Source organism: Bacillus norwichensis, assembly GCF_014836955.1.
Classification (GTDB): Bacteria; Bacillota; Bacilli; order Bacillales; family Bacillaceae_C; genus Siminovitchia; species Siminovitchia norwichensis.
This window is the reverse complement of the sequence record NZ_JACSPV010000012.1, coordinates 57174-82355: the sequence shown is the minus strand read 5'-3', so window position 1 is coordinate 82355 and position 25182 is coordinate 57174. Positions and strand designations below refer to the sequence as shown.

Below are 25182 nucleotides of genomic sequence, written 5' to 3'. Positions count from 1 at the left end.
GCAGCCCTTTCCTCCAAAGATCCGCTTTCGAGCAAAGTAAAACAAGCGAAGAAAAAGTTTCGTTCGCTTGACTATTTGTGAATTATCATTTAAGCAGAGTGGTGTGAAAAGAACTCATGCCATTTGACAGTGACTACTTTCTCGCGAAGAAGATAGCAAAGAATAAAAAGTGCGATTACAATGAGGACAGCCATTCTAGGAGAAAACTGGGTGATATATTCACCAAATATCGTATAAAAAAAAGCAAGTGGTAAATTAGTAGCGAATGCCCCCTTCATAAACCCTCGAAAGTCCGGCCTTCTTTCCAGCAGACAGACATTTAGCAATTGATAGTGAAAAAATGGAATCAATCGCAATACGGCAATCTGGCCCACTGTCAATTTTGTATGCGCCCCAAACCAGTTATGCTTGACTTTCATCAATTTACCATACGTTCGCGGAATCTTTCTGATACAGAAATAGAATAGAGCGGACAATAATAACAAACCTGCCATTGAATAGACTGTCCCAAGAAAGCTGCCGAAAAGTATCCCACCTGCCATGCAAACTAACGCAACCGGTATAAACATAAATTGCCGGACGACGTGGAACAGTATAAATAGCACTGGTGCCAGAATTCCAATTCCACTCATAACCGAAAGCATGATTAACAACTGCTCATCCATGATGATCACCTGCTTTCTTCTATACATATGTATTTTTTTCCTGCTCGCTTATGACATGAACCTATATCTTAACAGAAACAAAAGCGCAAGCGCCTGTTCATTTAAGTACAGACTGAGCTGAAATGTGGAAGACGGCGTTTAGGAGCGACAAGCCTCGCGTCACTAGGATCCTGTCCATCGGAGAGCATTCCAATAAAATCTTTCTGTGACTTCATTGGATTAACAGAAAGTGACCTCAAGCCCCTGCCTTTCTGCAACTAGAGAATAGTGAGACTTCAACGAGATAAAGGAAACACGGCGCCAAAGGCCGCCACAGCCTTTGGCTTCGGAGACTTAGTACTTCCTATACAAAACGCTGCATTCTGTCGCTTCGCTTGCACTAGGACATCCTTGTCCGTCGGAGCCGATTGACTTATTGTAGGAGGAAACGTGAAGTCTGCTGGTCGATAGGTACTGGATCTGGACTCAGCATAATCTGATAAACAAATGATACACAAAAAAGCCACTCTTCTAAAATGAAGAGTAGCTTTTTTCATTATGTCATGCCAAGCACAGAAAGTGTTGGTCTTTTTTAGACAAAGAGACAGGATATCTCGCTCAAGCCTGTCCCCAACTCCGACTTCACAGGGCACAAGACAGACAACCCTGGCAGTGCCTAAAAGCACTGCTCAGTGATGTCTCGTTCTGTCTATGACGCTTTTGCTCTTAAAGAGCCGCCTTTGCTTTGTCTGCAAGTTCTGCAAATGCTTTTTCATCGGAAATAGCAAGGTCTGCAAGCATTTTACGATTTACTTCGATACCGGCAACTTTCAAGCCGTGCATCAAACGGCTGTAGGAAAGACCGTTCATGCGTGCTGCAGCATTGATACGTGTAATCCATAGTTTGCGGAAATCACGTTTCTTGTTGCGGCGGTCACGATAAGCGTACATATAAGACTTCATGACCTGCTGATTGGCAGTTTTATATAATGTATGTTTGGAACCATAATAACCTTTTGCTAATTTTAAAACTTTCTTACGACGTCTACGGGTAACTGTTCCGCCTTTTACGCGTGGCATATTATTTCCCTCCTAAATGCTCCCTAATTATTTAATGTTATCAAGTAAGTGACGAATTCTGCGGAAGTCGCCTTTGGAGACGATTGCCGACTTGCGGAGTTTCCGCTTTTGTTTCGTGGATTTATTAGCGGCCAAGTGGCTTGTGTAAGCATGTGAACGTTTTAATTTGCCGGAGGCAGTCTTTTTAAAACGTTTTGCTGCGCCGCGGTGTGTTTTCATTTTTGGCATATGAATTTCCTCCTCAAAACATTACTTTTCGTTAATCGGTGCTAGTACTAGAAACATGCTTCTGCCATCCATTCGTGGTTTGGACTCGACAGTTGCCAAATCTTTGCACTCCTCGGCAAAGCGTGTCAGTACTTGCTGACCAATTTCTTTATGAGTGATAGCACGTCCTCTGAAACGGATGGATGCCTTCACTTTGTCCCCTTTTTCAAGGAACTTGCGTCCATTGCGGAGCTTTGTATTAAAATCATGCTCATCAATTGTTGGACTTAAACGAACTTCCTTCACGTTGATCACTTTTTGGTTCTTACGCGCTTCTTTTTCTCTCTTTTGCTGTTCAAAACGATATTTCCCATAGTCCATGATTCTGGCTACTGGGGGCTTTGCGTTCGGCGCAACCAAAACAAGGTCAAGGTTAGCACGCACAGCAATTTCGAGCGCTTCATTGCGGGATTTGACACCCGCCTGTTCACCATTTTGGTCAATGAGACGAAGTTCACGGGCACGAATGCCTTCATTCACAAACATATCTTTGCTAATAGTTAGCCACCTCCAAGGTATTTTCAAGAATACTGAGTTTGAGTAAAAATAGGGCTGATCTGTTTATATATGAAATTCTTTCGCCTATCTTTATCTGATTTGATTTCATAAAAAAATGCAGGCCGCAAAAGGGACCCGCATTTAATCACACATAACATAGTGTGGATAATTGCTTACATTCATAGCCTGGCAACAGCATTGATGCGTCAATCAGGCGAGAAGCGGGCAGCTCCTTCTTACACAAACAAGTATTCGATTAACCTTATTTAGTCTATCATGGCTGCATAAATTTGTCAAATGACTGGCATGTGAAGCCTTGTGATAACAACGTTTTTTATCATACCAAATTTATGATCAGCCTGCAATGTTTATTTTTCAATGATTAGGAAAAACTTTATAAATATAGGTCAAGTGATAAGGAGGTTCACGTATATGAAAAAATGGATTTATTCCTTTTCGATCCCTTTGTTTGCTATTGGATTAGCCGCTTGTTCCAACGATCCATCAATAGATAACCATCCAAAAGAGCAGGTAGTCCCACCGCCAAATGAAAATGCAACAACAAATGACGATATCATCAGCAAAGAAGATAGCGGAAACAAATCCGATGATGGGAATGTCCAAGATATGAATGCTAAAAAGCTGATGGACAATTTCCCTTATACGAAGTTCGATCTGGAAGTCGATTATGCTTCGGATGTAGAATATGATTATGAATATGAAGAAAAGGATGCTGGTACTGGCTCGTACCGCGCGGAATTGAATGATGCTATTCATGACAAAAAGTTGAAAGGTGCAGAGGCATTTCAGTCGTTATACACCTTAATGCAGGACGTAAGGATTGATGAAAATACAGCAAAGGAAGACGCTATCCAACAGATCCTTGACACATTCCAGCTTGATACCAACTACACAAAGTTCGATTTGGAATACACAATGAAAAATGGAAAGAAAATAGAATTTGAAGATAGACAATAACAAAACCAGGTGAAGAAGAGCATTTTGGTGCTTCTTTACCTGGTTTTTTGGGGTCTTTTTGTGGGGTCTGACCCCCACCGCTTTAACGCGTTACCTCGCTGGGGGTCTGACCCCATTAGTGACCCCATTAGTTATAATTTTTTACTTCTTCCTGGATTTGTTCAATGAATTTGTTCAATGGAACAGTTTCTGTCTTTTTCTCTCCGTATTTTCTTACGTTGACTGCTTTAGCCTCGACTTCATTGTCACCAACGACAAGCATATAAGGGATTTTTTGCATTTGTGCTTCGCGGATTTTGTAGCCGATTTTCTCATCGCGCTTATCCATTTCTACACGCAAGCCGCTTGCCTTCAGTTTATCAGTAACCTGCTTAGCATAATCGAAGTGTGCATCCGGGGATACAGGAATTACTTGAACCTGAACAGGTGCAAGCCAGGTCGGGAATGCTCCTTTGTATTCCTCGATCAAAAAGGCAACAAACCTTTCCATCGTTGATACAACTCCACGGTGAATGACAACCGGACGGTGCTGTTTACCATCTTCACCAACATAGTTCAAATCGAATTTTTCAGGAAGCAGGAAGTCGAGCTGGACGGTGGATAGTGTCTCTTCTTTTCCAAGAGCCGTTTTCACCTGAACATCTAGTTTCGGTCCATAAAATGCAGCCTCTCCATCTGCTTCATAATAGTCCAAATTCAGATCATCCATCGCCTCTTTCAGCATGGACTGTGCCTTTTCCCACATGTCATCATCATCAAAATATTTCTCTTTATCTTCTGGATCTCGGTAGGAAAGCCTGAATGAGTATTCACCGATGTTGAAATCTCCGTATACTGCAATAATCAGTTCAACAACCCGTTTAAACTCTTCCTTAATTTGATCTGGGCGAACAAATATATGAGCATCATTCAATGTCATTCCACGAACTCGCTGTAAACCAGAAAGTGCTCCTGACATTTCATAGCGGTGCATAAGCCCCAGCTCAGCAATACGGATCGGAAGCTCGCGGTAGCTGTGAATATCATTTTTGAAAATCATCATATGGTGAGGGCAGTTCATCGGACGCAAAACAAGTTGCTCATTGTCCATATCCATAACCGGGAACATGTCTTCTTGATAATGATCCCAGTGTCCGCTTGTTTTATAAAGATCCACACTTCCCATTACTGGAGTGTACACATGATCGTAACCAAGCTCAACTTCTTTATCAACAATATAACGTTCAACGATTCTGCGGATCGTTGCGCCTTTCGGAAGCCAAAGCGGCAGCCCTTGCCCTACCTTTTGTGAGTTTGTAAACAAGCCAAGTTCTTTCCCAAGCTTGCGGTGATCGCGTTCCTTCGCTTCTTCCAACATTTTCAGATGCTCTTCAAGATCGCTCTTTTTAAAGAATGCAGTTCCATAAACACGCTGCAGCATCTTATTGTCGCTGTCTCCACGCCAGTATGCACCAGCAATGCTCAACAATTTGAAAAACTTAATTTTGCCAGTAGAAGGAACATGAACCCCGCGGCATAAATCGTAAAATTCTCCCTGCTCATAAATCGTCACTTTTTCATCCGCAGGGATGGCGTCAATCAATTCTTGCTTATACTCATCATGTGCAAACAGTTTTTTCGCTTCATCCCTTGTAACCTCTTTGCGCACGACTTCCAAATTTTCACCGATGATTCTGTTCATCTCTTTTTCAATGGCAGACAAATCGTCCGGTGTCAATGAATGTTCCATATCCATATCGTAATAAAACCCATTTTCAATAACTGGACCAACGCCAAGCTTTACACCGGGATAAAGGCGTGATACTGCCTGCGCCATTAAGTGAGCAGAGCTGTGCCGAAGCACTTCAAGAGCCTCCTCGCTCCCTGGCGTAATGATTTCTATAGAACCGTCTTTGCTAATCGGTGTTCTTAAATCAATCATTTCACCGCTCAGCTTTCCGGCAACCGCACTTTTCTTCAAACCAGGGCTGATGGAAGCGGCAATCTCTTCAGTTGTCGTTCCATCAGAAAATTCCTTGACGGATCCATCTGGAAAAATGATTTTTAATTGGTCAGACATACAATCTACTCCTTCTTCTTTCATTGAAAAATAAAAAAACCCGCCCCTGGCAAAGGGACGAGTTGTAACGCACGTGGTTCCACCCTAATTTACATAATCCGGCCTAGCCGTCTTATGACTTAGAATACGATAACGGATTTGATCCGCCGCCCACTACTTTCATTTCATGGCCGGAGTTCAAAGGTGGTAAGCATTCAAATCGTGTTAGGAAGTTTTCAGCACACCTTCCCTCTCTGCAAACCGTAAAAGAATACTCTTGTCCTTGTCATAACTATTGGTTAATGTGATTATGTACGTATTATAGAATGTTGTCTGTAGAAAATCAAGAGGATTCATTTATTTGATTGGAGGAAGGATAACCAGTCTCTCTTCAAAAATATTAATTAATGTTCTGACCAGCGGTTTCTCATCGTAAGGAGTATAAAGAAGTATTTTTTCAGGAGCCATGGATAAAAGAGGTGCAATAACAGCTGAATCGATATATACAGGATGAATCGCGAGCAGCTGGCGGTCCACCATATTGAGAACTTTGTCTTTTTCCATAACTCGAAAGTCTTCATCATAAAACTTTACTTCTTCATTCATTGAAAGATGGACCATTTTCTTTCTTGGGGTACGATCCTTCAAATATTCCCTTAACATATGGATAAATATCTGGTATTCCTGTTCCATCTTATATTCATCTATAGCCACATACAAATACCGGCTTAATGTTTCTCGATAATCTTTTAGCCTGAAAGTCAAGAGTGAATCAAATCGTAAAGATGTTGATGAATCCAAAAAAGACCCCACTGCTTTTCGGACCATTCCCAGTTCATCCATTTTTCCTGTCAATGCGATTAATTCTTCCCTCTTTCCGCTGCACATCTCAGATACGATCTCGATAATTTGATCACGTTCTTCTTGATTTTCAAAATAAAACTGTTCAGAAAGTATCTTGTGAAGGAATTCGCCTTTTTTAACATGAATGATAAAATGTGCAAGTGCGTCCATGTAGCAGCGTTTTTCCGGGAATGAAAAAACAAAAAAGTCCTTATCCTTGGAAAACGGTTCATCCAGACCGTATTTATAAAAAAAAGTTTGCAATTGTATCGCTTCTTCTTCTGATAAAAAGATGATATCCATGCCGGGCCCCTCCTTTGATTGACACTTTCTTATCATTGATTCATGTATATGGGAGGCACGTCCCGGCTATACCTTAGACATGAAAAAATGAGGATTGGACAAAAACCGCCTGAAACCTAAAAAGCGCGAGAAATCAATTTAAGAAACGTTGATTTCTTGCGCTTTTCTGATGTGATATTTAAAATTTTTCTATAAAAATATTTATTCATTGGCCTTATTTATCAAATGCGCCCAGAATGTATCAAGCCTCGCTCGATACATTTCCTCTGAACATCTGTGACATCCGCCGTAGGCTTTAACTTTATTCAGCCGGGGTTTGCCCCCCTGAATGGAACTTTTACAGAAGCGGGAAACTTCTACTGAATGAAGTTATATGGACTAACCTTCATGCCTCACCATAAAGAAGGTGCGACAAATACACCGATTTCCTCATGAACTTCCTCTTACAGATGTCTTCGATTCGGTCCACCAAGTTTGATTGGAATGGAAAGAAATTTGATTCTCTCCATCAATCTCCGGGCTTTCATCTTTTCCTCTTCTCCTCTTTGAGTATATGTCAAATGGTGTTCCAAGCCACTGAAATCAAAGTTCGATGTAAAAAAGGTGGGAAGCTGCTCTTGCATTCTATACTGCATGATCGAGCCTAAAATTTCATCTCTCGTCCAGCTCGACATTGCTTCTGCACCGATATCATCAAGCATGAGGACATGAGCTTTTTTTACGGTTTCCAGTTTTTCATTCAATGTTTGGTCTCCAAGTGACTGTTTCATTTCCCGTAAAAACTCCGGAACATATACAATTAATGAGGCAATGCCTTTCTCAGCCAATTGATTGGCTATAGCCCCCAGCAAGTATGATTTGCCGACGCCAAATTCTCCATGAAGATAAAGTCCTTTCATGCTGCTTCCTTGTGCATATTCCGCCGTAAAACGCTCAGCATATTCAAAAGCGTCCATCCTGCCCTCACTCTCCAAGAAAAAATCAGCAAAGGATGCGTTCAATATATCCTTCGGCATGTAAAAGCTTTGAATCAATTTCCTTGTTCGCTTCCGCTCATCATCCACGAGCTTTTCAGGACATGCACGATAGTGAATGTCAATCCGGTTATTTTCAATCATGAGTGAAGGCTCATAGCCTTTCATGAGATTTACGCATCTGGAAAGGTCGGGGCAATCATTGCAATTGATCGTCTGAGACTTGTATTCATACAACTTCATTAAATTGCTCTCAATCATCCGATTAGTAACAAGTTCCTTGTTCGCCTCTAAAAAAGCCTGGATACCTGGGTCCTCCAGTACTTCCTGCCTTAAATCCTCATATCTCTTACGGAATTCAGGCGTCTGATACAGGTTGTTCACCGTTTTATTAATGCTTTCCACCTTTTTCACCTCCATCTTTTCGATACTTTCTTTGAATAGCCTCCAGCTTGCGTTTTCTTTCTACAAAATCTTTGTCATTCTCTGCGGCTGAAGTTTTGGACTGAACATCAGGCTGCTTCTTTTCCTGCATAACGAACCAATCCGGCAGTTTCTCGGTACGGATAGGCTTTTTGCGCTTTTGAGTCTTTTCATTCTTTTCATTTGCCCAAGTTTGATATTGCCGATGTTCATTTTTTGCCAGCTCCATAGCAGCTTTTACTGTCTTAACTTTTTTTCGTGCCCAATGGGATGCAATTTTCTCCATATAATTCTTCGACAGCTTCATATCTGTCTTCAACATAACATAATGAATCAGCACATTGATAACTCCTGGTTCAAGCTGCTGGCCCAGCATGATTTCCTCCACCGCTGTCAAATCGGACATAGCAGGTTGTGCGCCTTCAGATAAATCTATTAAAAGCTGCCGCGGCGAAGTGGTCTCCAAATAAAAGATGAGCTTACTTTCCTCTGATAACCCGGCACCATCACTCTCACGGTACATAACAGGCTGCTTCCGGTTGACCAACTGCGGAAGCTGGTCATCATTTTCCATCTGATACCAGTCCCGTGCCGCCTTCCTCAATTCGTCCAAATCAATTTTATCATCTGCTGTCATGCTCGACAGGACCACTTTTTGCATATCCATTTCATTAATAGAATATAAAAAGGAGAGCTTTGTTATCGTGTCCTTGACTGTCGCATTAAAAGCTTTTCTTGGAACCATGGCAGTCGTCAATCCAGACAGAAGCAAATCAAAGTTAAAGCTGTCCGCCGAAATTTGTATTGTTTCCGTTTTTTCTCTGTGAATATACCTCGTATCCGCATCCGGCGAGCTGTATTCCTGCCCTTCGAAATTTTTCAATGCCTGAATACTCATAGAAGTATAGACATCCTGAAAAGAACGGGTAACCTCTGAATACTCTTCTTTATTGATAGACATATCGGAAAAAGCCCTTTTCAATTTAAGAAAATGGGTTTGTCCAAGCTTTTGATATAAGTAAATATTCAACATGCCGTCGGTAAAAAATTGTTCCGCTGATAAAGGCGGTTGCAACTCATAGATGTATATTCTGTGATCTTCGGCCTCTTTAACAAATGTTTTTAAAAGACCCATCCCCTCAAGCTTCAACCTCGCATGATAAATATCATCCAGATTCAAGTCCAAAAGACCCATCAGATGATAATGATTCCATTCTTCAGACCATAAACGGTTTTCCTCCACCATATAGGCAAGAGTCATATACAAATTCGTACAGCTAACTCCCATTAAAGGCTGATACAAAAAAGAAATGACCTTCCTGTCATGATCGTGAATGACTCCGTTCATCACTGAATAAAAACTATCTATAGGCTGGACCTCGTTCCAATATTGTTTCAAGCCAAACACACTTTCACTAATCTTTTTTAATTAAATCCTTCAGCTCATCCAAAAATACATTAATATCTTTGAACTGCCTGTAAACTGAAGCAAAGCGGACATAGGCGACCTCATCAACTCTCGCCAACTTATCCATTACCATTTCTCCGATGGATTCTGAATTGACTTCAGCTTGTCCCAGATTGCGGAGTTCACTTTCAATCTCATTGGTGATCGTTTCCAACTGTTTCAATGCAACTGGCCTTTTTTCACAAGCCCTGATAAGGCCTCGTAAAATTTTCTCCCTGCTGAACTCTTCGCGAGTGCCTTCTTTTTTAATTACGATTAAGGGCATCTCTTCCACACGTTCAAAGGTCGTGAAACGATGAGAGCAACGCTCACATTCACGCCTTCTTCTAATGGATCTCCATTCATCTGCAGGCCTTGAGTCCACGACACGCGTGCCGTTATGCTTGCATGAAGGGCATTTCATCTTCTTCAGCTCCGTTCCAATATGCTTCTCCCCATTATACAGTAATTAATGTCGAAAGAAAAAGAGAAAAACAGAACTCAGCTAATCGTAGAAAAAATACTTTGGATCAGTCATTCATAAGAAACACCTTGTTCTTAGTTGTAAAAATAGTATACAGTAAATATATCAAAATAAAATCCTTGGAGGGAAAGACATGAAGGAAAGTACAAAGAAAGAAATGATTTCCTGGGTTAAAACACTTGCAATTGCTATCATTCTCGCTTTTATTTGCAGGCAGTTTCTTTTCTCACCCACGACTGTTTTTGGAGAATCGATGACTCCCTCCTTTTTAGATCACGATCGAGTCATCATTAGTAAAACATCCAAAATTGAGCGATTTGATGTGATTGTTTTCAGCGCACCCGATGTTGAAAATGCGCATTACATCAAACGTGTGATTGGATTGCCAGGTGACAGTATCGAAATGAAAGATGATGTCCTCTATGTTAATGGAAAGGCCTATAAAGAGCCTTATTTAGATGAAAATAAAAGAAACAATCCAAGCAACAGCCTGACTGAAGACTTTTCTTTGCTTGAGAAAACAGGCAAAAACAAAGTCCCTGAAGATATGCTGTTTGTAATGGGAGATAACCGTTTAAATAGCAAGGACAGTCGCATATTCGGGTTCATTTCTAATGATTCAGTGATTGGAGAAGTGAAATTCCGATTCTATCCTTTGAATGAAATCGGTATGCCTAAATAGATGGAAGAACGATAGGTAAATTCCTGGTCGCCATGCATATGACTTGATGGCTTTAAGATTTGACGAAGCAGCATTATCCACACACAACTTAAAAGAGACAAATCCGCAATGGATTTGTCCCTTCATTTATTCGTATTAACCAGCTTTTGCTTCTTTTTTATCAAGCATAGATGCTACATAAGACACAAGATCCACTACGCGACAAGAATAGCCCCACTCGTTATCATACCATGCAAGAACTTTCAGTTTTGTCTCATCCATGACAATCGTTGAAAGACCATCGATAATCGCTGAGTTCGGGTTAGAGTTAAAGTCGATTGAAACAAGCGGCTCTGTTGTATAGGATAAAATATCTTTCAACGGACCCTTTGCTGCTGCTTCAAATGCGCTATTAACATCTTGAACTGTTACTGGACGTTTAACATCTACAACAAGGTCAACGAGTGACACGTTAGGCGTTGGAACACGCAGTGCCATTCCATGCAATTTACCTTTCAAATGAGGTAGAACAAGTGATAATGCTTTTGCCGCACCAGTTGTCGTAGGAATGATGGATTGTGCGCATGCACGTGCACGACGTAAATCTTTATGAGGATTATCAAGATTCTTTTGGTCGTTTGTATACGCATGAACAGTCGTCATCAAGCCATTCTCAATGCCAAACGCATCGTCAATGACTTTTACGACTGGTGCTAGACAGTTTGTTGTACAAGATGCATTGGAAATGATGTCATGCTTGTTGATGTTCAAATCTTTATCGTTTACGCCCATAACAATCGTTACATCTTCATTCTTACCAGGAGCTGTCAAAACGACTTTCTTAGCGCCTGCTTCAAGATGCATCGCTGCTTTGTCGCGGGAATTAAAAACTCCAGTAGCTTCAATAACGATATCGATACCGAGCTCTCCCCAAGGAAGTTCGAGAGGATTACGGTTGCTCAATAATTTAATCTCTTTTCCATTTACCACTAAAGAATTTTCTTTAGCTTGTACATCGGCACCAAAAGTACCGTGAGTTGTATCATATTTGATTAAATGGGCAAGTGTTTCAGCAGGATAGCTTGCATTGACCGCAACAATATTGAATCGGTCTTCCATGATCGCTTTTCTAAAAACCATGCGGCCGATACGGCCAAATCCATTAATTGCAACATTAGCCTTCATAATAACCGGGAGCCCCCTATATAGTGTTATACTTAATTTCATATGATCGTAAATAGTATAACATATTTAAGATAAAAAGAAACTACAAAATGATGACTTTTACGGTATATTAGAAAAGCGAAAACGCCTTGATTAGGCCCGACTAGCACAAGACGATTCCCGAGTGGCGGTTCTTCAGTCAACACAGGGAATCGGCTTGATCCTTGCGGTTTGGCGCTGGCCGCCACATCCTGTGGCTTCGGTGGCACTATCGACAGGCTCAGAAACGCGACGTCCTGTCGCTTCGCTTGCACTAGTACTTCCTGTACGTCGTAGCTGGACAAAGAAAAACCTTCCTTTGAAATCAAATGCGCCTTGGCATATTTGCGCCCAGATTTTATCGAGCTCCGCTCGATAAATTTCCTCTGATAATCTATGGCATCCGCCGGAGGCTTTAACTTGATTCAACTGGGATTTGAACCCCAACTTATGGAATACCAATATGCATTCATCTCACCACTTACAGAAGTGGGAGATTTCTGCTGAATGAAGTTAAACTCTCCATAGCAAGTTATACTTTACTTAAATTAACCAAAAACGGAAGCGCCCATTCGCTCCCGTTCAAGGTTTCATTTTCCATTTTACAATCAGCTGTTCCAGCTGCCTTTCTGTTTCTTCCATACTACCGTTGTTGTCTATCACAGCGTCCGCCATTTTTACTTTTTCCTGCAAAGACATTTGAGAAGCGATTCTTGCTAACGCCTCTTCCTCCGTCAAAGCATTTCTTTCCATCAGCCTTTTTAATTGTGTCTCTTTATTGACAAAAACAACAATTATTTTTTCAACAAGATGGGTTAATTTACTTTCATACAGCAAGGGAATGTCAAGAATAACGGTCAATTTTCCGGCTTTGACTGCTTCCTCTTGCCAATCCTTCATTTTTTTTCGAACCGCAGGGTGAACGATGCTATTTAATATCTTTCGCTGCTCTTCGTTTTGAAAAACAATGGATCCCAACCTAGCTCGATTAAGTGATCCATCTTCCAATAGGATCTCATTGCCAAACGTCTCCACAATTTCTCTATATGCTTTTTCTCCTGGCTCGACAACTTTTCTTGATGCGATATCTGCGTCAACAATGGCAAAGCCCCGCTTTTCTAAAAGCTTGGAAACAGTGCTTTTACCGCTTGCAATTCCTCCTGTTAATCCTACAATAAATGCCATATGCCAGCCTCTTTCGTTTTACATTTTTAATAGTCCGATGACAATTAGCAGTACTCCGGGAAAAAAGGTAAATTTCTGTATGGCGCGCATATGGGCGAATAATCCGCCAAAAGCAATACCTCCAGATAAAAACAACCCGCCCATCACAGCCGCAGCTCCGGACAAGATGACTGGACTGAATCCGAGCATCGCGGCACCAATCCCCACTCCAAAAGCATCAAGAGATAGCGCGGTCCCCAGCATGAATGCTTCGATACCTGTGACTGTACCTGAAGAATCGAAGTCAGCTCTAGTCGGCTTTTTTAAAATATGGATGACAATTCCAAGCGATTTGATTTCCCAGTTAAATTCAATTTTTTCCTGCTGTCCTGCTTGTTCTCTTTCAGACCTGATAAACTGAAAAATAACCCAACCACCGATCATAATGAGAATCGCCCCGCCAATTCGGTTAGCGGCTGCAGGAGACAGCAACCCTTGGATCAGCTGTCCCAAAATCATAGCTGTTCCAAGTGATAAAGCGGTACAGGATGCAATAATGATGATTGATTTAAGAGGAATCTTAATATTCCTCAATCCATATGCTAATCCGGCTCCAAAGCTGTCAAGACTGATCGCAATTGCTAATAATAAAAGCGAAAATGTATAGCCCATCTGCAAGCTCCTTCCCCTTCAAATTGCGATAAACTATTATATGAAGGATACTTGCTGATGGTTAAAAAGCTGAGTTTAACGTATAATTATGGATTCTTTTGACACGTTGGACAATAGTGTGTCCCGCGTCCCGCCACTTTTGTTTTTTCAAAAATGGTCCCGCAATCCACACAAGCTTCGCCGTTTCGTCCGTAAACATTTAGCCTTTTCTGATATGTTCCGCTCAATCCCATTGAATCCATATAGGTGTTTACTGAACTTCCTCCTGCAGCGATAGAGTCTTCTAATGTCTGTGCCATTTCTTGGCTTAGCTTCTCGATTTCTTTTTTCTTCAGTGTTTTGGCTTTCCTCTCCGGATGTATTTTCGCTTTATATAAAACTTCATCCGCGTATATATTTCCAAGCCCTGCCACAATGGTTTGATCAAGCAGCACTGCCTTTATAATCCGTTCCGTTTTCTGAAACTCCGACTTAAGATATTCTGCTGAAAAGGAAGGGGAAAACGGCTCTGGACCAAGTTTCGCTAAAGGCAGCTCTTTTTCTTCTTCCCCCTTTTTGAATAGATGCATCGTACCAAATTTCCGAACATCGCGATAACGCAATTCGGTTCCGTCAGAAAATACAAATGTCACATGTGTATGCTTATCTGCCGGATCTCCATTTTGATTCACACTGTAATGACCTTCCATCCGCAAATGTGAAACAAGCGCATAGTCGTCAAGCATGAAAATCAAAAACTTCCCTTTTCGTTGTAAATCATAGATAGTCTGATCCTTTAAAGCATCATAAAATTGCTCAACCTCAAGGGGTTGCTTAATAATTTTGGGCCAACTGGCTTTAACGCCTTGAATGGTTTTCCCCTGTACCAATTGAAGTAATGACCTTCTTACATTCTCAACTTCCGGTAACTCCGGCATATCCTCACTCCCTGATGTTCAAGCATGTTGATTGATTTATTTATAAGTATTCCTTTAGAAATGATTTGTTCTGTGTCTAGCTCCGGTGCCTATCGACTAGCAGACTTCACTCCTTCTCCTACGATAAGTCAACATCGCTCCGCTTTGCTTCGCGTGTTTCCTTTATCTCGTCGAAGTCGCTCCAGTCTGTACGTCGATGGACAGGCACCTCCGCTTTTCTATTTTGCATCATACCATGTTGGACCGTATGAATAATCGACTTTCAGAGGAACCTTAAGCTCCATCGCATGTTCCATCACATCGGGAACCAATTTTTTCAGCTTTTCAATTTCATCTTTAGGGGCCTCAAAAATTAATTCATCGTGTACTTGAAGTAAAAGGCTAGTCTTTAATCCTTCTTCTTCAAGCTTTTGATACATATCAATCATTGCTTTCTTTATAATATCAGCTGCACTTCCCTGAATTGGAGTGTTCATGGCTGTCCGTTCTGCAAAGCTTCTGATGTTAAAGTTCCTGCTGGTTATTTCCGGAATATACCTTCTTCTGTGAAGAAGCGTTGATACATAACCTTTTTGTTTAGCTTCCATCACTATGTCCTTCATATAATTCCTTACACTAGGGTAACTTTCCAAATAACGATCAATAAAAGTTCCAGCCTCTTTCCTGGTGATCCCCAAGTTTTGTGAAAGACCATAGTCGCTAATCCCATAGATAATCCCAAAGTTAACCGCTTTTGCCTGGCGCCTCATGTTAGGTGTCACTTCATCTTTGCTGACATGAAAAACATCCATTGCTGTTTTTGTATGGATATCCATATCTTCCCTAAAAGCTTCCATCAGTTTTTCGTCTTCCGCGATGTGAGCAAGCACCCTAAGCTCAATCTGCGAATAGTCCGCAGCAAAAATCACCCAATCATCCTGCGAAGGGATGAATGCCTGGCGAATTTTCCGCCCTTCTTCCAGGCGGATAGGGATATTTTGCAGGTTCGGATCCGTTGAACTCAATCTCCCTGTCTGTGTCAACGCCTGGTTAAAACGGGTATGCACTTTATCAGTATCCTTATGCACTACTTTCAGGAGACCCTCTATATAAGTTGACTGCAGTTTTCCAAGCTGTCTGTAGTTCAGGATTTCTTCGATCACTTCATGTGAAGGCGCTAATTTTTCTAGTACATCCGCTGCAGTAGAATAGCCTGTTTTTGTTTTCTTAATCACTGGCAAGCCTAGTTTATCGAATAAAATAACACCGAGCTGTTTTGGCGAATTGATATTAAACTTTTCCCCCGCCAGGTCATATATTTTTTCTTCTATCTGCAATAGCCGTTCGGCCATCTCAGTTTTCATGTCCTTCAGTCTATCAATATCCACTTTGACGCCTGTATATTCCATATCTGCTAGAATGAACGACAACGGAAGCTCCAAGTCATAGAAAAGATCAAGCAGTTCATTTTTATCTAGCTCATCAAGCAAAGGCTTGTACAGCGAAGCAATGCCCAATGCCTTTTTGGCAAGATGTTCAGCAAGAACATCTCCTTCAGCTACTTTTCTCTTGGCGCCTTTCCCATAAACCGCTTCGTCTGTTTGTACGTTCATATATTTATGACGCTGTGCTACACCTGCAAAATCAGTCGTGGATTCAGATGGATTAAGCAAATATGAGACCAACAACAGGTCAAAGTCGATCCCTTTTAATTCAATTCCCTGTCGCCTTAAAGAAACAATTGAACGCTTTCCGTCAAAAACATGCTTTTTCTTGGTTTCGTCTTCCGCCCATTTTTTAAAAGCTTCCGATTGCAATGCAGTCTCCGTCGAAAGGAAAAAATTTCCTTTTTCACTTGAAAGGCCAAAGCCGACAACGGGGCCGGTATAATAATTATCTTCAAGAATTTCCACATATAGTGCGGTATGATCAGCAAAAAGTCCTTCATCAATTGACTCGGCCGTTTGAAATTCAATGTCTATATTTTCCTGCTGATCTTCATTTTCCTCTTCGCCGCCTTCAAGCTTTCCAAGAAGGGAATTGAACTCGAGCTCCTGGAAAAGAGTTCTCAAAGCCGCAGGATTATACCCTTCATATATTAAATTAGGTATATTGATGTCTATCGGAGCTTTCGTTAAAATGGTGGCGAGTTCCTTACTCATAACAGCCTGATCCTTAAATTCCTCTAGGCGCTCTTTTAATTTGGGACCACTGACCTTGTCGATGGATCCAAGCAGATTCTCTAAAGTACTGAATTCCTTCAACAATTTGATGGCTGTTTTCTCTCCCACTCCAGGTACCCCAGGGATATTATCTGACTGATCTCCCATCAATCCCTTCATATCAATGATTTGTTCAGGTGTCAGACCGTACTTTTCCTTAATATGTTCTGGGGTATAACTTTCAATGTCAGTGATGCCTTTTCTTGTAATCCCTACTGTTATGTGATCGCTCGTCAATTGTGTTAAGTCTTTGTCTCCAGAAATGACTTTGACTTCATAACCGTCCTTTTCCGCCTCGATTGCAAGAGTTCCGATGATATCGTCCGCCTCGTAATTTTCAAGCTCATACCGTTTAATTCCATATGCATCCAGCAGCTCTCTCAGAAATGGAAACTGTTCAGAAAGCTCTGGCGGCGTTTTCTGACGGCCACCTTTATACTCCTTGTATGTTTCGTGGCGAAACGTCGTCTTTCCAGCATCAAATGCGACCAGAATATGAGTTGGCTTCTCTTCCTCCAGCACCTTCATTAGCATCGTGGTAAAGCCATAAACAGCATTTGTATAAACACCTTTTTCATTATGCAGCAGCGGCAACGCAAAAAAAGCGCGGTAAGCAACACTGTTCCCGTCTATGAGCATCAATTTCTTACTATTTTTTCCCAAGCCAAATACCTCCTAAGCAAGCAGAATGTCCGCCTGTCTGATATTTTTATTCTAGCATGTGTGTTCGGGAATGTGAAAAAAAGAGAAGAAAGTGGAAAGGCTAAAGTTTGGGCTATTCTAAAATTTGAGTAAGGTGCATTTACCAAAAATTACGCGGAGCTTCCAGATTTTGAAGAATACTTTCGCCACTACACTTTTTACAAAATAAAAAGACTTCATGATAGAAGCCTATAATTATACACGGTTTAAATGAGTGTCTTTGAATTCAGTAGGATACTTCAATCCATAACCGAACATCCTATCCATCCCAATATGAGCTGTCCATATCAAACCGATTGCCAAGACTAATGGGGCCGAAAAGATCACCCCAAAGACAACAACAAGGATTGTTACCGTATATGTATGGAATACATTATATATGATCGCACCGACTTTGTTATTGACTATGTATCCAAACATAGAAATATCTGGTGCAAATAAAAGTACAATAAACAGTATCCAGCTGAAATGGTAATGTCCATAAAGCCATATACTTGAAGAAAATACTACGAACCCTTCTATATGTAAAAGCACTTTATTCAATATTCATTCCTCCCAAAAAATCATTTTATCCTTCTATCAAATCCGCCTTGGCCTATTTGCGCCCAGATTTTATCGAGCTCCGCAGATAAATTTCCACTGAAAATCTGTGGCATCCGCCGAAGGCTTTTACTTTATTCAGCCAGAGTTTGAAACCCCACTGAATGGAGTACCAAAATATGCTTTCACCTCACTACTTAAAGAAGTGAGAGACTTCTAATAAATGAGGTTAAAACAAAATGCCGGGTGCTTCTGCCCCGGCATTTCATCATTTGGTATATCCCATCAGCAGCTTCGCATAGGGAGAGTCAGAAGGGAGAACAATAACGGTGTCCTCGCCAATTGTCTTTTTATAGGATTCCAAGGTACGGAAAAGCTGATAGAATTCACGATCTTTTGAAAAAGAGTCGTTGTAGATTTTTGCTGCCTGCCCTTCACCTTCAGAGCGGATCACTTCAGCATCAGCCTGTGCTTTAGAAAGCATTTCCCTTACTTTCTGGTCAGTTATTGCAGTGATCCTATTTTTCTCCGCGTCTCCTCGTGACAAATATTCCTGGGCCGTTGATTCACGTTCGGAAATCATCCGAGTGTAAACTGAGTTTTCGTTCTCATTCGGTAAATCTGTACGTTTCATTCGAACGTCTGTAACAATGACTCCGTATTCGTCTTGGGACAGCAATTCATTGACTTTTTCCGTCACTCTATCATTCAGGCTTCCACGCGAGGATTTTTCATCATTGATAATTTCATCATAGTTCAGCTGCCCCAGTTCCGTCCTGACAACGGAATAAATGAATTCCTCCATTCTTGATTCAGCATTTTCTACTGAACGTGCATTGGATATCATCTTTTTCGGGTCCACGATTTTCCATAGCGCGTAATTATCGATAATCATCCGTTTCTTATCTTTCGTATTAATCTCCGCCTGTGAAACATCGTACGTCATTTGATATTTGGGAAGGGTTGAAACACTTTGAATAAATGGTACTTTCATGGCAAGCCCAGGTTCTGTTTTGATGCGAACCACCTCACCAAACTGGCGAATAACCTTGAACTCCCCTTCTTTTACAATAAATAGGCTGGAAAGAAAAATCATAAGAAGTGCAACTAGAATAATCAATAACAGACCAAACTTTGTATATTTCCTCCACTCCAGTTCGGTAGCCTTACGTGAACCGAAGTCAACTACTTTCTTATCCATCTACTCATCCCCCTCCGTCTTCTCCGCAGGTTTCGGCTCTTCTTTTTCCATTGGCCGGATTGGGAAGTATTTTAATGTATTACCTTCATCATTCATGATGTAAATCTCCGCTCCTGGGAGCACTTGCTCCAGCGTCTCAATTGTCAGACGTTCCCTTGTCACTTCCGGATTGCTTTTATACTCTTTATATAGCTTATTGAAAACCGCCACATCCCCACGTGCTGTTTCCAGCCTTGCGGCCTTTTCCCCTTTCGCTTTGGAGATAATAGCATCCCTTTCTCCTTTTGCTTCATTCATCCGCTGATTCTCATATTTTTTGGCTTCGTTCATTTTGGTATTCATCGTTTCTCTCGCATCCGTCACTGCTGTAAAAGCACTTCGGACTTCTTTATTGGGAAGCTCTACATCTTTGAGTTTAACAGCCAAAATAGAAATGCCTACATCGTATTTTTCCATGAGATCAGTTAAAAGATCTCTAACATTCCCTTCAATCTCAGCTTTTCCAGAAGTGAGGGCATCATCAATTTTCGAACTTCCGATAATACTTCTTAAGGATGCAGATGTCGCGTCATACAACACCTCTTCGGGATTGTCCGCATTAAATAAATATTTCTTTGGATCTGTTATCTTCCATTGGACCACAAGATCAGCAAAAACGATATTCTCGTCTCCAGTAATCATTTTTGTTTCATCAGACAATTCCTTTTTTCCCTCTGAATCTTTGAAACCAAACTGTAAACTCTTTGTCTCTCTCGCAAGCTTCTCAACCCGCTGCACTGGCCAAGGTAGTTTGAAATGCAATCCCGGATCAGTTACCGTATCCTCGGCTTTGCCGAACGTCAAAATCACCGCCTGGTCCGATTCGTCAAGCGTATACCAGGAAGTAAAAAGCGCGACAATGAGCAAAAGTCCTGCAATTATAATGCCTACTGCTGCGTATACCCTTTTTAAACTCATTCCCCACGTTCCTTTCTCTTTTTCTCTTAATACTATTGTATTACGCTACAACAGAAAAAAGGTTTCATTTCACATAAATAAAAAAACAGGCCCAATTGCCTGCGCTTATTCTCATGATTTGTTATGTCTCTACAGATGGATATGGCGGAGATACAAGGAGCGTACCGGTTATGACCGTTTCTCCACTTTCTGTCCCCTGTACATTTACAGTAACCAAGCGATCTTGTTCATTAACATCCATAATCTCAAACAAAAATTCGACTGTAACATAATGAAAGACCGGCTTCAGAAACTCTATTTCCTGCTTTAGAATATTGGATCCCGGACCAGGCAAGTACTTTGTAACAGCTGAAATGATGATGCCAGTCAACATAATCGATGGTACGATTGGCTTTTCATATGGTGTTTGGGAAGCATAGTCATGCTGGATATAAAGCGGGTTGGCGTCATTTGTCAAACCAAGATACAGCAATAGATCCTTATCTTCGATTTTCTCTGTCAGCTTTAGCTTTTCGCCTCGTGAGATTTCACCAATCTGCCGTCCCAGCTTACGCTTTTTCCCCAATAACAATAAGAGCACCCCCGAAAAGTTTAAAGTTTACAATCTATTTTGAAATATAATACCATTTTTATTATTAAAAACAAAGTAAAAGAAGAACCAACCATTATAAATGATTGGTTCTTCAACGGCATTTATTCCAAAACGTTCATTACCTCTCGGACTGCTTCTGCTGATTTATCTAGAGATGCTTTTTCCTCAGCTGTCAGTTCCAGTTCAATTACTTGCTCGATCCCATCCTTGCCAAGGATGGTAGGTACACCTAAATAAATGCCCTTGTACCCATATTCTCCTTCAAGGTAGGCAATAGAAGGTAGCACTCTCCGCTGATCTTTCACAATGGCTTCAACCATCTCAACGAGTGATGCAGCGGGAGCGTAGTAGGCACTTCCATTGCCAAGCAGATTTACGATTTCGCCTCCGCCTTTTCGGGTTCTTTCCACAATTGCATCAAGCCGATCCTGTGGAATTAATTTTTCAAGCGGAATTCCTCCTGCATAGGAATAGCGAACTAGCGGAACCATGTCGTCTCCATGGCCCCCTAAAACGAATCCTGTAATGTCTTTCACAGAAAGATTTAATTCTTGTGCGATAAATGTACGGAAACGTGCAGTATCCAGGATACCTGACTGGCCGATTACACGGTTTTTCGGGAATCCTGATTCTTTAAACACGGTATATGTCATGGCATCCACCGGATTTGTCAGCACAATGATATGACAGTTTGGAGAGTATTTCACAATTTCCTGTGTTACGCTTTTCATGACTTTCTGGTTTGTTTGCACAAGATCATCCCGGCTCATTCCTGGTTTTCGGGCGATGCCAGCAGTAATGACGACAACGTCGGAGTCTTTCGTGTCTTCATAGTTGGATGTACCAGTAATGCTTGCATCAAAACCTTGGACCGGACTAGCCTCTAACATGTCCAGTGCTTTCCCTTTTACAGGGTTTTCCATTTTTGGAATATCAACCAGAACAACATCTCCAAGTTCTTTTTGTGCCGCCAGGAACGCTGTTGTTGCTCCTGTAAATCCTCCACCAATAACAGATATTTTTTTCCGCTTTAATGACATGGGAAAGTCCCTTCTTTCATTAAATTTCACACTAATGGAGACTGCTTTATAAACAGTCTCCAAATTTTATGCTCTTAAATCCAATTTTTCCCTTGATGAAAGAAAATTAATCCATATTATCGATCAATTTTGTACCGAATTCGGAAGTTTTTACTTCTGTCGCGCCTTCCATTAGGCGGGCAAAATCATATGTGACAACTTTTGATTCAATTGTCTTCTCCATTGATTTTGTAATTAATTGAGCAGCTTCAACCCAGCCGATATGTTCAAGCATAAGGACTCCAGAAAGAATAACTGAAGATGGGTTCACTTTATCCAATCCTGCATACTTAGGAGCTGTTCCGTGTGTAGCTTCAAAAATCGCATGGCCAGAATCATAGTTGATGTTTGCACCAGGAGCGATACCGATTCCTCCAACTTGTGCTGCCAATGCATCTGAAATATAGTCCCCATTAAGATTCATTGTTGCCACTACGTCAAATTCTTTGGAACGAGTGAGAATTTGCTGTAGGAAAATATCAGCGATCGCATCTTTGATAATGATTTTTCCAGCAGCTTCTGCGTCAGCCTGTGCTTTGTTCGCAGCTTCAGTTCCTTGTTCTTCTTTGATTTTGTCGTATTGGTTCCAAGTGAATACTTTATCTCCAAACTCTTGCTCAGCCACTTCGTAACCCCAGTTTTTAAAGGCACCTTCAGTAAATTTCATAATATTGCCCTTATGTACAAGCGTTAAAGATTTACGTCCTTCTTTAATCGCATAATTGATAGCCGCACGTACCAAGCGTTTTGTACCTTCGGAAGAAACCGGTTTGATTCCGATACCTGAAGTTTCAGGGAAGCGGATTTTATTTACGCCCATTTCATTTTGAAGGAAATCGATTAGTTTTTTCACTTCTTCGGAGCCTTCTTGATATTCGATTCCTGCGTAAATATCCTCTGTATTTTCACGGAAAATAACCATGTCTGTATCTTCCGGACGCTTGACAGGGGAAGGAACTCCATCGAAATAACGAACTGGACGCAGACATACATACAGGTCAAGCTCCTGACGCAACGCAACATTCAATGAACGGAAGCCGCCACCAATTGGTGTTGTAAGAGGTCCTTTAATAGCGATAAGGTATTCGCGAATTGTATCCAAGGTTTCCTCAGGAAGCCATTCACCAAATTTATTATGGGCTTTTTCACCCGCATATACTTCTTTCCAATCAATTTTCCTTTTGCCGCCATAAGCCTTTTCTACAGCTGCGTCTAAAACTCTTTTTGCCGCAGCCCAAATATCAGGGCCTGTTCCATCTCCCTCAATAAAAGGAATGATTGGATGGTCAGGCGTATTTAATACACCATTTGAAACTGTAATTTTTTCAGCTTGAGACATTCTAAATCCCTCCAATTTCAGTATCAAAGGTTAGTAAGCATAAGCTCCTAACCTTCTCCCCGCTCTATCATATCAAAATACAATCTAAAATTCTAACTCATCATTACTTGCGCTCGTCAAGCGTGATGTATGATCGCATTCCCGGTCCAGTATATTCTGCCCGTGGTCGAATCAGACGGTTGTTCTCGTACTGTTCCAAAATATGCGCAAGCCATCCTGAAGTACGGCTTACAGCAAAAATCGGCGTAAATAAATCGTGGTCAAATCCGAGACTATGGTAAACAGATGCTGAATAGAAGTCAACATTAGGAGGCAATGGTTTTTCAGATGTAAATACCTCCTCAACCTTAACAGAAATGTTGTACCATTCCTGTGCGCCAGTGATTTCAGTTAGTCTTTTTGACATTTCTTTCAAGTGTTTGGCACGAGGGTCTCCCTTACGGTAAACACGGTGGCCAAAGCCCATGATTTTCTCTTTGTTCTCAAGTTTATTTTTGATATAGCTTTCAGCATTGTCCGCAGAACCGATTTCTGTAAGCATTTTCATAACCTGCTCGTTCGCACCGCCATGCAGAGGTCCTTTTAATGCGCCGATAGCTGCTGTGATTCCTGAGTAAATATCTGAAAGGGTTGCAACACAGACTCTCGCAGTAAAAGTAGATGCATTAAGCTCATGGTCTGCATGGAGGATCAGCGCTTTATCCATCGCTTCAATTTCGATTTGGTCAGGCTCTTCTCCTTTAATCATATACATGAAGTTGGCAGCAAAACCTAGGTCTTTGCGTGGGGCAATCGGCTCAAGCCCTTTGCGAATACGGGCAAATGCAGCGACAATTGCAGGCATTTTTGCTTGGAGACGGATCGCTTTTTGATAATTTGCTTCTTTATCCATCACTTCTGAATCTTCATCAAAGATTCCAAGAGCGGAGACTGCTGTCCTAAGAACAGCCATTGGATGTACTTTATCCAGTGGATATGTTTTAAAGCTGTCGAGGACTTCCTCCGGCAACTCCATATTTTCAGCTAGCTGCTCCTTTAATTCCTGGAGCTGCTTCTTTGTAGGCAATTCCAGATGCCATAATAAATAAATGACTTCTTCAAAACTTGCATTTTCAGTTAGATCATCAATATTGTAGCCAACGTATGTAAGCGTGTCATCAATGATGGAACTAATAGAGGACGTTGTGGCTACTACCCCTTCTAACCCACGTGTTGCTGTCATTGTAAACCTCTCCTTTATCTCTTTTTTAAAAATTTCTTTTAGTGGAAAGCACGTAATACACATTTTTAGGGGAAAACTTCAGACAAAGAACATAGTTATGTGGAAAATCATGCAATTTGTAATGAACTTATCTTCTATTATAAACAAAACTAAATTCTTGTCTATTTTTCAACATTTTATAATGATTCATATTTTTTATACCTAGCAATAAGATTTTCTTTATAGATGGTTAAATTTTCTAACCTCCCATGCCCGACCCTGAGCGAAATACCTCGAAAAATTTCATTGCCAAGTAGGCGATGCCTGCGCCAATCAATGGACCGACAGCTACACCTTTAAAGAGGGAAACTGCCATAATGGTTCCAAGGACAAGTGCGGTTGTGATATGTGGGTCTTCAGATAATAATGTTACGCCAAATTTTGCTATGATGGCAACCGCCATCCCTGCGCCCAGAGCAATCCAAGCGTACGGGGATTTAATCGCTCCACCAAGCTCCTTAAAACCGATATACCCACTTGCAATAGGTGCTAAAACAGCAATCGTGATAACAGTAACTCCCCAGTTGATCCCCTTCGCTTGGATCATGCCGAAAAGTTTTTCATCAGCCCCAGCCAATTTAAGAATGATTAAAACGGCCACTGCAATGACAAGTGATTGGTTTTTTGCGGCTATCCCAATTCCGAGCAACAGAATCAAAAAGAAAAAAGCTTGATTGAACATAGAGCTCATCCTTCCAAATTCATACAATTTTT

Annotated in this window: 24 protein-coding genes and 2 other annotated features; of the genes, 2 read left to right on the top strand and 22 right to left on the bottom strand. The window is 41.2% G+C overall.

Going from position 1 to position 25182, the window contains the following annotated elements; translation table 11 throughout:
- Positions 1-89: 89 nt before the first annotated feature.
- The 4 genes from H9631_RS09365 to infC form a co-directional block, all read right to left on the bottom strand.
- Positions 90-692: a TVP38/TMEM64 family protein gene (locus H9631_RS09365; RefSeq protein WP_318246792.1), complete on the bottom strand. Its 603-nt coding sequence runs from the start codon at positions 690-692 to the stop codon at positions 90-92.
- A 678-nt stretch (positions 693-1370) separates the two neighbouring features.
- Complete coding sequence (rplT, locus tag H9631_RS09360) at positions 1371-1724, bottom strand: 50S ribosomal protein L20 (RefSeq protein ID WP_160706477.1); 354 nt, start codon at positions 1722-1724, stop codon at positions 1371-1373.
- Positions 1725-1751: 27 nt separating this feature from the next.
- A complete protein-coding gene (gene rpmI / locus H9631_RS09355) occupies positions 1752-1952 on the bottom strand; it encodes a 50S ribosomal protein L35 (RefSeq protein ID WP_120075061.1) in 201 nt (66 codons plus the stop codon).
- Positions 1953-1973: 21 nt separating this feature from the next.
- Positions 1974-2477 carry a translation initiation factor IF-3 gene (gene infC / locus H9631_RS09350; RefSeq protein ID WP_191812101.1) on the bottom strand — a complete coding sequence of 168 codons (504 nt, stop codon included), beginning with the start codon at positions 2475-2477 and terminating at the stop codon, positions 1974-1976.
- A 115-nt stretch (positions 2478-2592) separates the two neighbouring features.
- Positions 2593-2733 (bottom strand) — a sequence feature (ribosomal protein L20 leader region).
- Between the two features lie 188 nt (positions 2734-2921).
- Here infC and H9631_RS09345 point away from each other — a divergent pair.
- Entirely contained in the window at positions 2922-3467 is a 546-nt protein-coding gene (locus tag H9631_RS09345) for a YusW family protein (RefSeq protein WP_191812100.1), read from the top strand.
- A 127-nt stretch (positions 3468-3594) separates the two neighbouring features.
- On the opposite strand, the gene thrS is transcribed toward H9631_RS09345, so the two are convergent.
- From thrS to nrdR, 5 genes are all read right to left on the bottom strand, one after another.
- Complete coding sequence (gene thrS / locus H9631_RS09340) at positions 3595-5526, bottom strand: threonine--tRNA ligase (protein ID WP_191812098.1); 1932 nt, start codon at positions 5524-5526, stop codon at positions 3595-3597.
- 50 nt (positions 5527-5576) lie between these two features.
- Positions 5577-5804: a binding site (T-box leader), on the bottom strand.
- A 58-nt stretch (positions 5805-5862) separates the two neighbouring features.
- Positions 5863-6651 carry a putative sporulation protein YtxC gene (locus tag H9631_RS09335; RefSeq protein WP_191812096.1) on the bottom strand — a complete coding sequence of 263 codons (789 nt, stop codon included), beginning with the start codon at positions 6649-6651 and terminating at the stop codon, positions 5863-5865.
- Positions 6652-7094: 443 nt separating this feature from the next.
- Complete coding sequence (dnaI, locus tag H9631_RS09330; RefSeq protein WP_191812094.1) at positions 7095-8030, bottom strand: primosomal protein DnaI; 936 nt, start codon at positions 8028-8030, stop codon at positions 7095-7097.
- On the bottom strand, positions 8017-9447 hold the full coding sequence (locus tag H9631_RS09325) for a replication initiation and membrane attachment family protein (protein ID WP_191812092.1): 1431 nt from the start codon (positions 9445-9447) through the stop codon (positions 8017-8019). Before H9631_RS09325 ends, dnaI begins: the two co-directional genes overlap by 14 nt.
- A gap of 16 nt (positions 9448-9463) precedes the next feature.
- The gene (gene nrdR / locus H9631_RS09320) at positions 9464-9919 is read right to left on the bottom strand and encodes a transcriptional regulator NrdR (protein ID WP_191812090.1); all 456 of its coding nucleotides are present in this window, start codon (positions 9917-9919) and stop codon (positions 9464-9466) included.
- Positions 9920-10112: 193 nt separating this feature from the next.
- Between nrdR and lepB the strand changes: the two genes are divergently transcribed.
- Positions 10113-10661 carry a signal peptidase I gene (lepB, locus tag H9631_RS09315; protein ID WP_191812088.1) on the top strand — a complete coding sequence of 183 codons (549 nt, stop codon included), beginning with the start codon at positions 10113-10115 and terminating at the stop codon, positions 10659-10661.
- 135 nt (positions 10662-10796) lie between these two features.
- Here the strand turns inward: lepB and H9631_RS09310 are convergent, their stop codons facing one another.
- From H9631_RS09310 to H9631_RS09250, 13 genes are all read right to left on the bottom strand, one after another.
- Positions 10797-11825 (bottom strand): glyceraldehyde-3-phosphate dehydrogenase, encoded by a 1029-nt coding sequence (locus tag H9631_RS09310; protein WP_191812086.1) that lies wholly within the window; start codon positions 11823-11825, stop codon positions 10797-10799.
- A 600-nt stretch (positions 11826-12425) separates the two neighbouring features.
- On the bottom strand, positions 12426-13028 hold the full coding sequence (coaE, locus tag H9631_RS09305) for a dephospho-CoA kinase (RefSeq protein ID WP_191812084.1): 603 nt from the start codon (positions 13026-13028) through the stop codon (positions 12426-12428).
- A gap of 18 nt (positions 13029-13046) precedes the next feature.
- Positions 13047-13679, bottom strand: a complete 633-nt coding sequence (gene ytaF, locus H9631_RS09300; protein ID WP_191812082.1) for a sporulation membrane protein YtaF — start codon at positions 13677-13679, stop codon at positions 13047-13049.
- 86 nt (positions 13680-13765) lie between these two features.
- Complete coding sequence (gene mutM / locus H9631_RS09295; RefSeq protein WP_191812080.1) at positions 13766-14596, bottom strand: DNA-formamidopyrimidine glycosylase; 831 nt, start codon at positions 14594-14596, stop codon at positions 13766-13768.
- Positions 14597-14814: 218 nt separating this feature from the next.
- A complete protein-coding gene (polA, locus tag H9631_RS09290; RefSeq protein ID WP_191812172.1) occupies positions 14815-17436 on the bottom strand; it encodes a DNA polymerase I in 2622 nt (873 codons plus the stop codon).
- Between the two features lie 258 nt (positions 17437-17694).
- Entirely contained in the window at positions 17695-18042 is a 348-nt protein-coding gene (locus tag H9631_RS09285) for a DUF4260 domain-containing protein (protein WP_191812078.1), read from the bottom strand.
- 265 nt (positions 18043-18307) lie between these two features.
- Entirely contained in the window at positions 18308-19240 is a 933-nt protein-coding gene (hflC, locus tag H9631_RS09280) for a protease modulator HflC (RefSeq protein WP_191812076.1), read from the bottom strand.
- On the bottom strand, positions 19241-20197 hold the full coding sequence (gene hflK / locus H9631_RS09275) for an FtsH protease activity modulator HflK (RefSeq protein ID WP_191812074.1): 957 nt from the start codon (positions 20195-20197) through the stop codon (positions 19241-19243). It lies immediately after the preceding gene.
- Between the two features lie 121 nt (positions 20198-20318).
- Positions 20319-20768 carry a MaoC/PaaZ C-terminal domain-containing protein gene (locus H9631_RS09270; protein WP_191812072.1) on the bottom strand — a complete coding sequence of 150 codons (450 nt, stop codon included), beginning with the start codon at positions 20766-20768 and terminating at the stop codon, positions 20319-20321.
- Positions 20769-20890: 122 nt separating this feature from the next.
- Positions 20891-21829, bottom strand: coding sequence for a malate dehydrogenase (mdh, locus tag H9631_RS09265; RefSeq protein WP_191812071.1), 939 nt, complete (start codon positions 21827-21829; stop codon positions 20891-20893).
- Between the two features lie 106 nt (positions 21830-21935).
- Complete coding sequence (gene icd / locus H9631_RS09260) at positions 21936-23207, bottom strand: NADP-dependent isocitrate dehydrogenase (protein ID WP_191812069.1); 1272 nt, start codon at positions 23205-23207, stop codon at positions 21936-21938.
- 103 nt (positions 23208-23310) lie between these two features.
- Positions 23311-24429, bottom strand: a complete 1119-nt coding sequence (gene citZ / locus H9631_RS09255; protein ID WP_191812067.1) for a citrate synthase — start codon at positions 24427-24429, stop codon at positions 23311-23313.
- A 238-nt stretch (positions 24430-24667) separates the two neighbouring features.
- The gene (locus H9631_RS09250; RefSeq protein ID WP_191812065.1) at positions 24668-25150 is read right to left on the bottom strand and encodes a DUF441 domain-containing protein; all 483 of its coding nucleotides are present in this window, start codon (positions 25148-25150) and stop codon (positions 24668-24670) included.
- Positions 25151-25182: the final 32 nt, after the last annotated feature.

Bases quoted from the DNA above. Each gene is read 5' to 3' on its own strand.
- H9631_RS09365 (WP_318246792.1), bottom strand. From the start codon at position 692: ATGTATAGAAGAAAGCAGGTGATCATCATGGATGAGCAGTTGTTAATC.
- rplT (WP_160706477.1), bottom strand. From the start codon at position 1,724: ATGCCACGCGTAAAAGGCGGAACAGTTACCCGTAGACGTCGTAAGAAA.
- rpmI (WP_120075061.1), bottom strand. From the start codon at position 1,952: ATGCCAAAAATGAAAACACACCGCGGCGCAGCAAAACGTTTTAAAAAG.
- infC (WP_191812101.1), bottom strand. From the start codon at position 2,477: ATGTTTGTGAATGAAGGCATTCGTGCCCGTGAACTTCGTCTCATTGAC.
- H9631_RS09345 (WP_191812100.1), top strand. From the start codon at position 2,922: ATGAAAAAATGGATTTATTCCTTTTCGATCCCTTTGTTTGCTATTGGA.
- thrS (WP_191812098.1), bottom strand. From the start codon at position 5,526: ATGTCTGACCAATTAAAAATCATTTTTCCAGATGGATCCGTCAAGGAA.
- H9631_RS09335 (WP_191812096.1), bottom strand. From the start codon at position 6,651: ATGGATATCATCTTTTTATCAGAAGAAGAAGCGATACAATTGCAAACT.
- nrdR (WP_191812090.1), bottom strand. From the start codon at position 9,919: ATGAAATGCCCTTCATGCAAGCATAACGGCACGCGTGTCGTGGACTCA.
- lepB (WP_191812088.1), top strand. From the start codon at position 10,113: ATGAAGGAAAGTACAAAGAAAGAAATGATTTCCTGGGTTAAAACACTT.
- H9631_RS09310 (WP_191812086.1), bottom strand. From the start codon at position 11,825: ATGAAGGCTAATGTTGCAATTAATGGATTTGGCCGTATCGGCCGCATG.
- coaE (WP_191812084.1), bottom strand. From the start codon at position 13,028: ATGGCATTTATTGTAGGATTAACAGGAGGAATTGCAAGCGGTAAAAGC.
- ytaF (WP_191812082.1), bottom strand. From the start codon at position 13,679: ATGGGCTATACATTTTCGCTTTTATTATTAGCAATTGCGATCAGTCTT.
- mutM (WP_191812080.1), bottom strand. From the start codon at position 14,596: ATGCCGGAGTTACCGGAAGTTGAGAATGTAAGAAGGTCATTACTTCAA.
- polA (WP_191812172.1), bottom strand. From the start codon at position 17,436: ATGCTCATAGACGGGAACAGTGTTGCTTACCGCGCTTTTTTTGCGTTG.
- hflC (WP_191812076.1), bottom strand. From the start codon at position 19,240: ATGGATAAGAAAGTAGTTGACTTCGGTTCACGTAAGGCTACCGAACTG.
- hflK (WP_191812074.1), bottom strand. From the start codon at position 20,197: ATGAGTTTAAAAAGGGTATACGCAGCAGTAGGCATTATAATTGCAGGA.
- mdh (WP_191812071.1), bottom strand. From the start codon at position 21,829: ATGTCATTAAAGCGGAAAAAAATATCTGTTATTGGTGGAGGATTTACA.
- icd (WP_191812069.1), bottom strand. From the start codon at position 23,207: ATGTCTCAAGCTGAAAAAATTACAGTTTCAAATGGTGTATTAAATACG.
- citZ (WP_191812067.1), bottom strand. From the start codon at position 24,429: ATGACAGCAACACGTGGGTTAGAAGGGGTAGTAGCCACAACGTCCTCT.
- H9631_RS09250 (WP_191812065.1), bottom strand. From the start codon at position 25,150: ATGTTCAATCAAGCTTTTTTCTTTTTGATTCTGTTGCTCGGAATTGGG.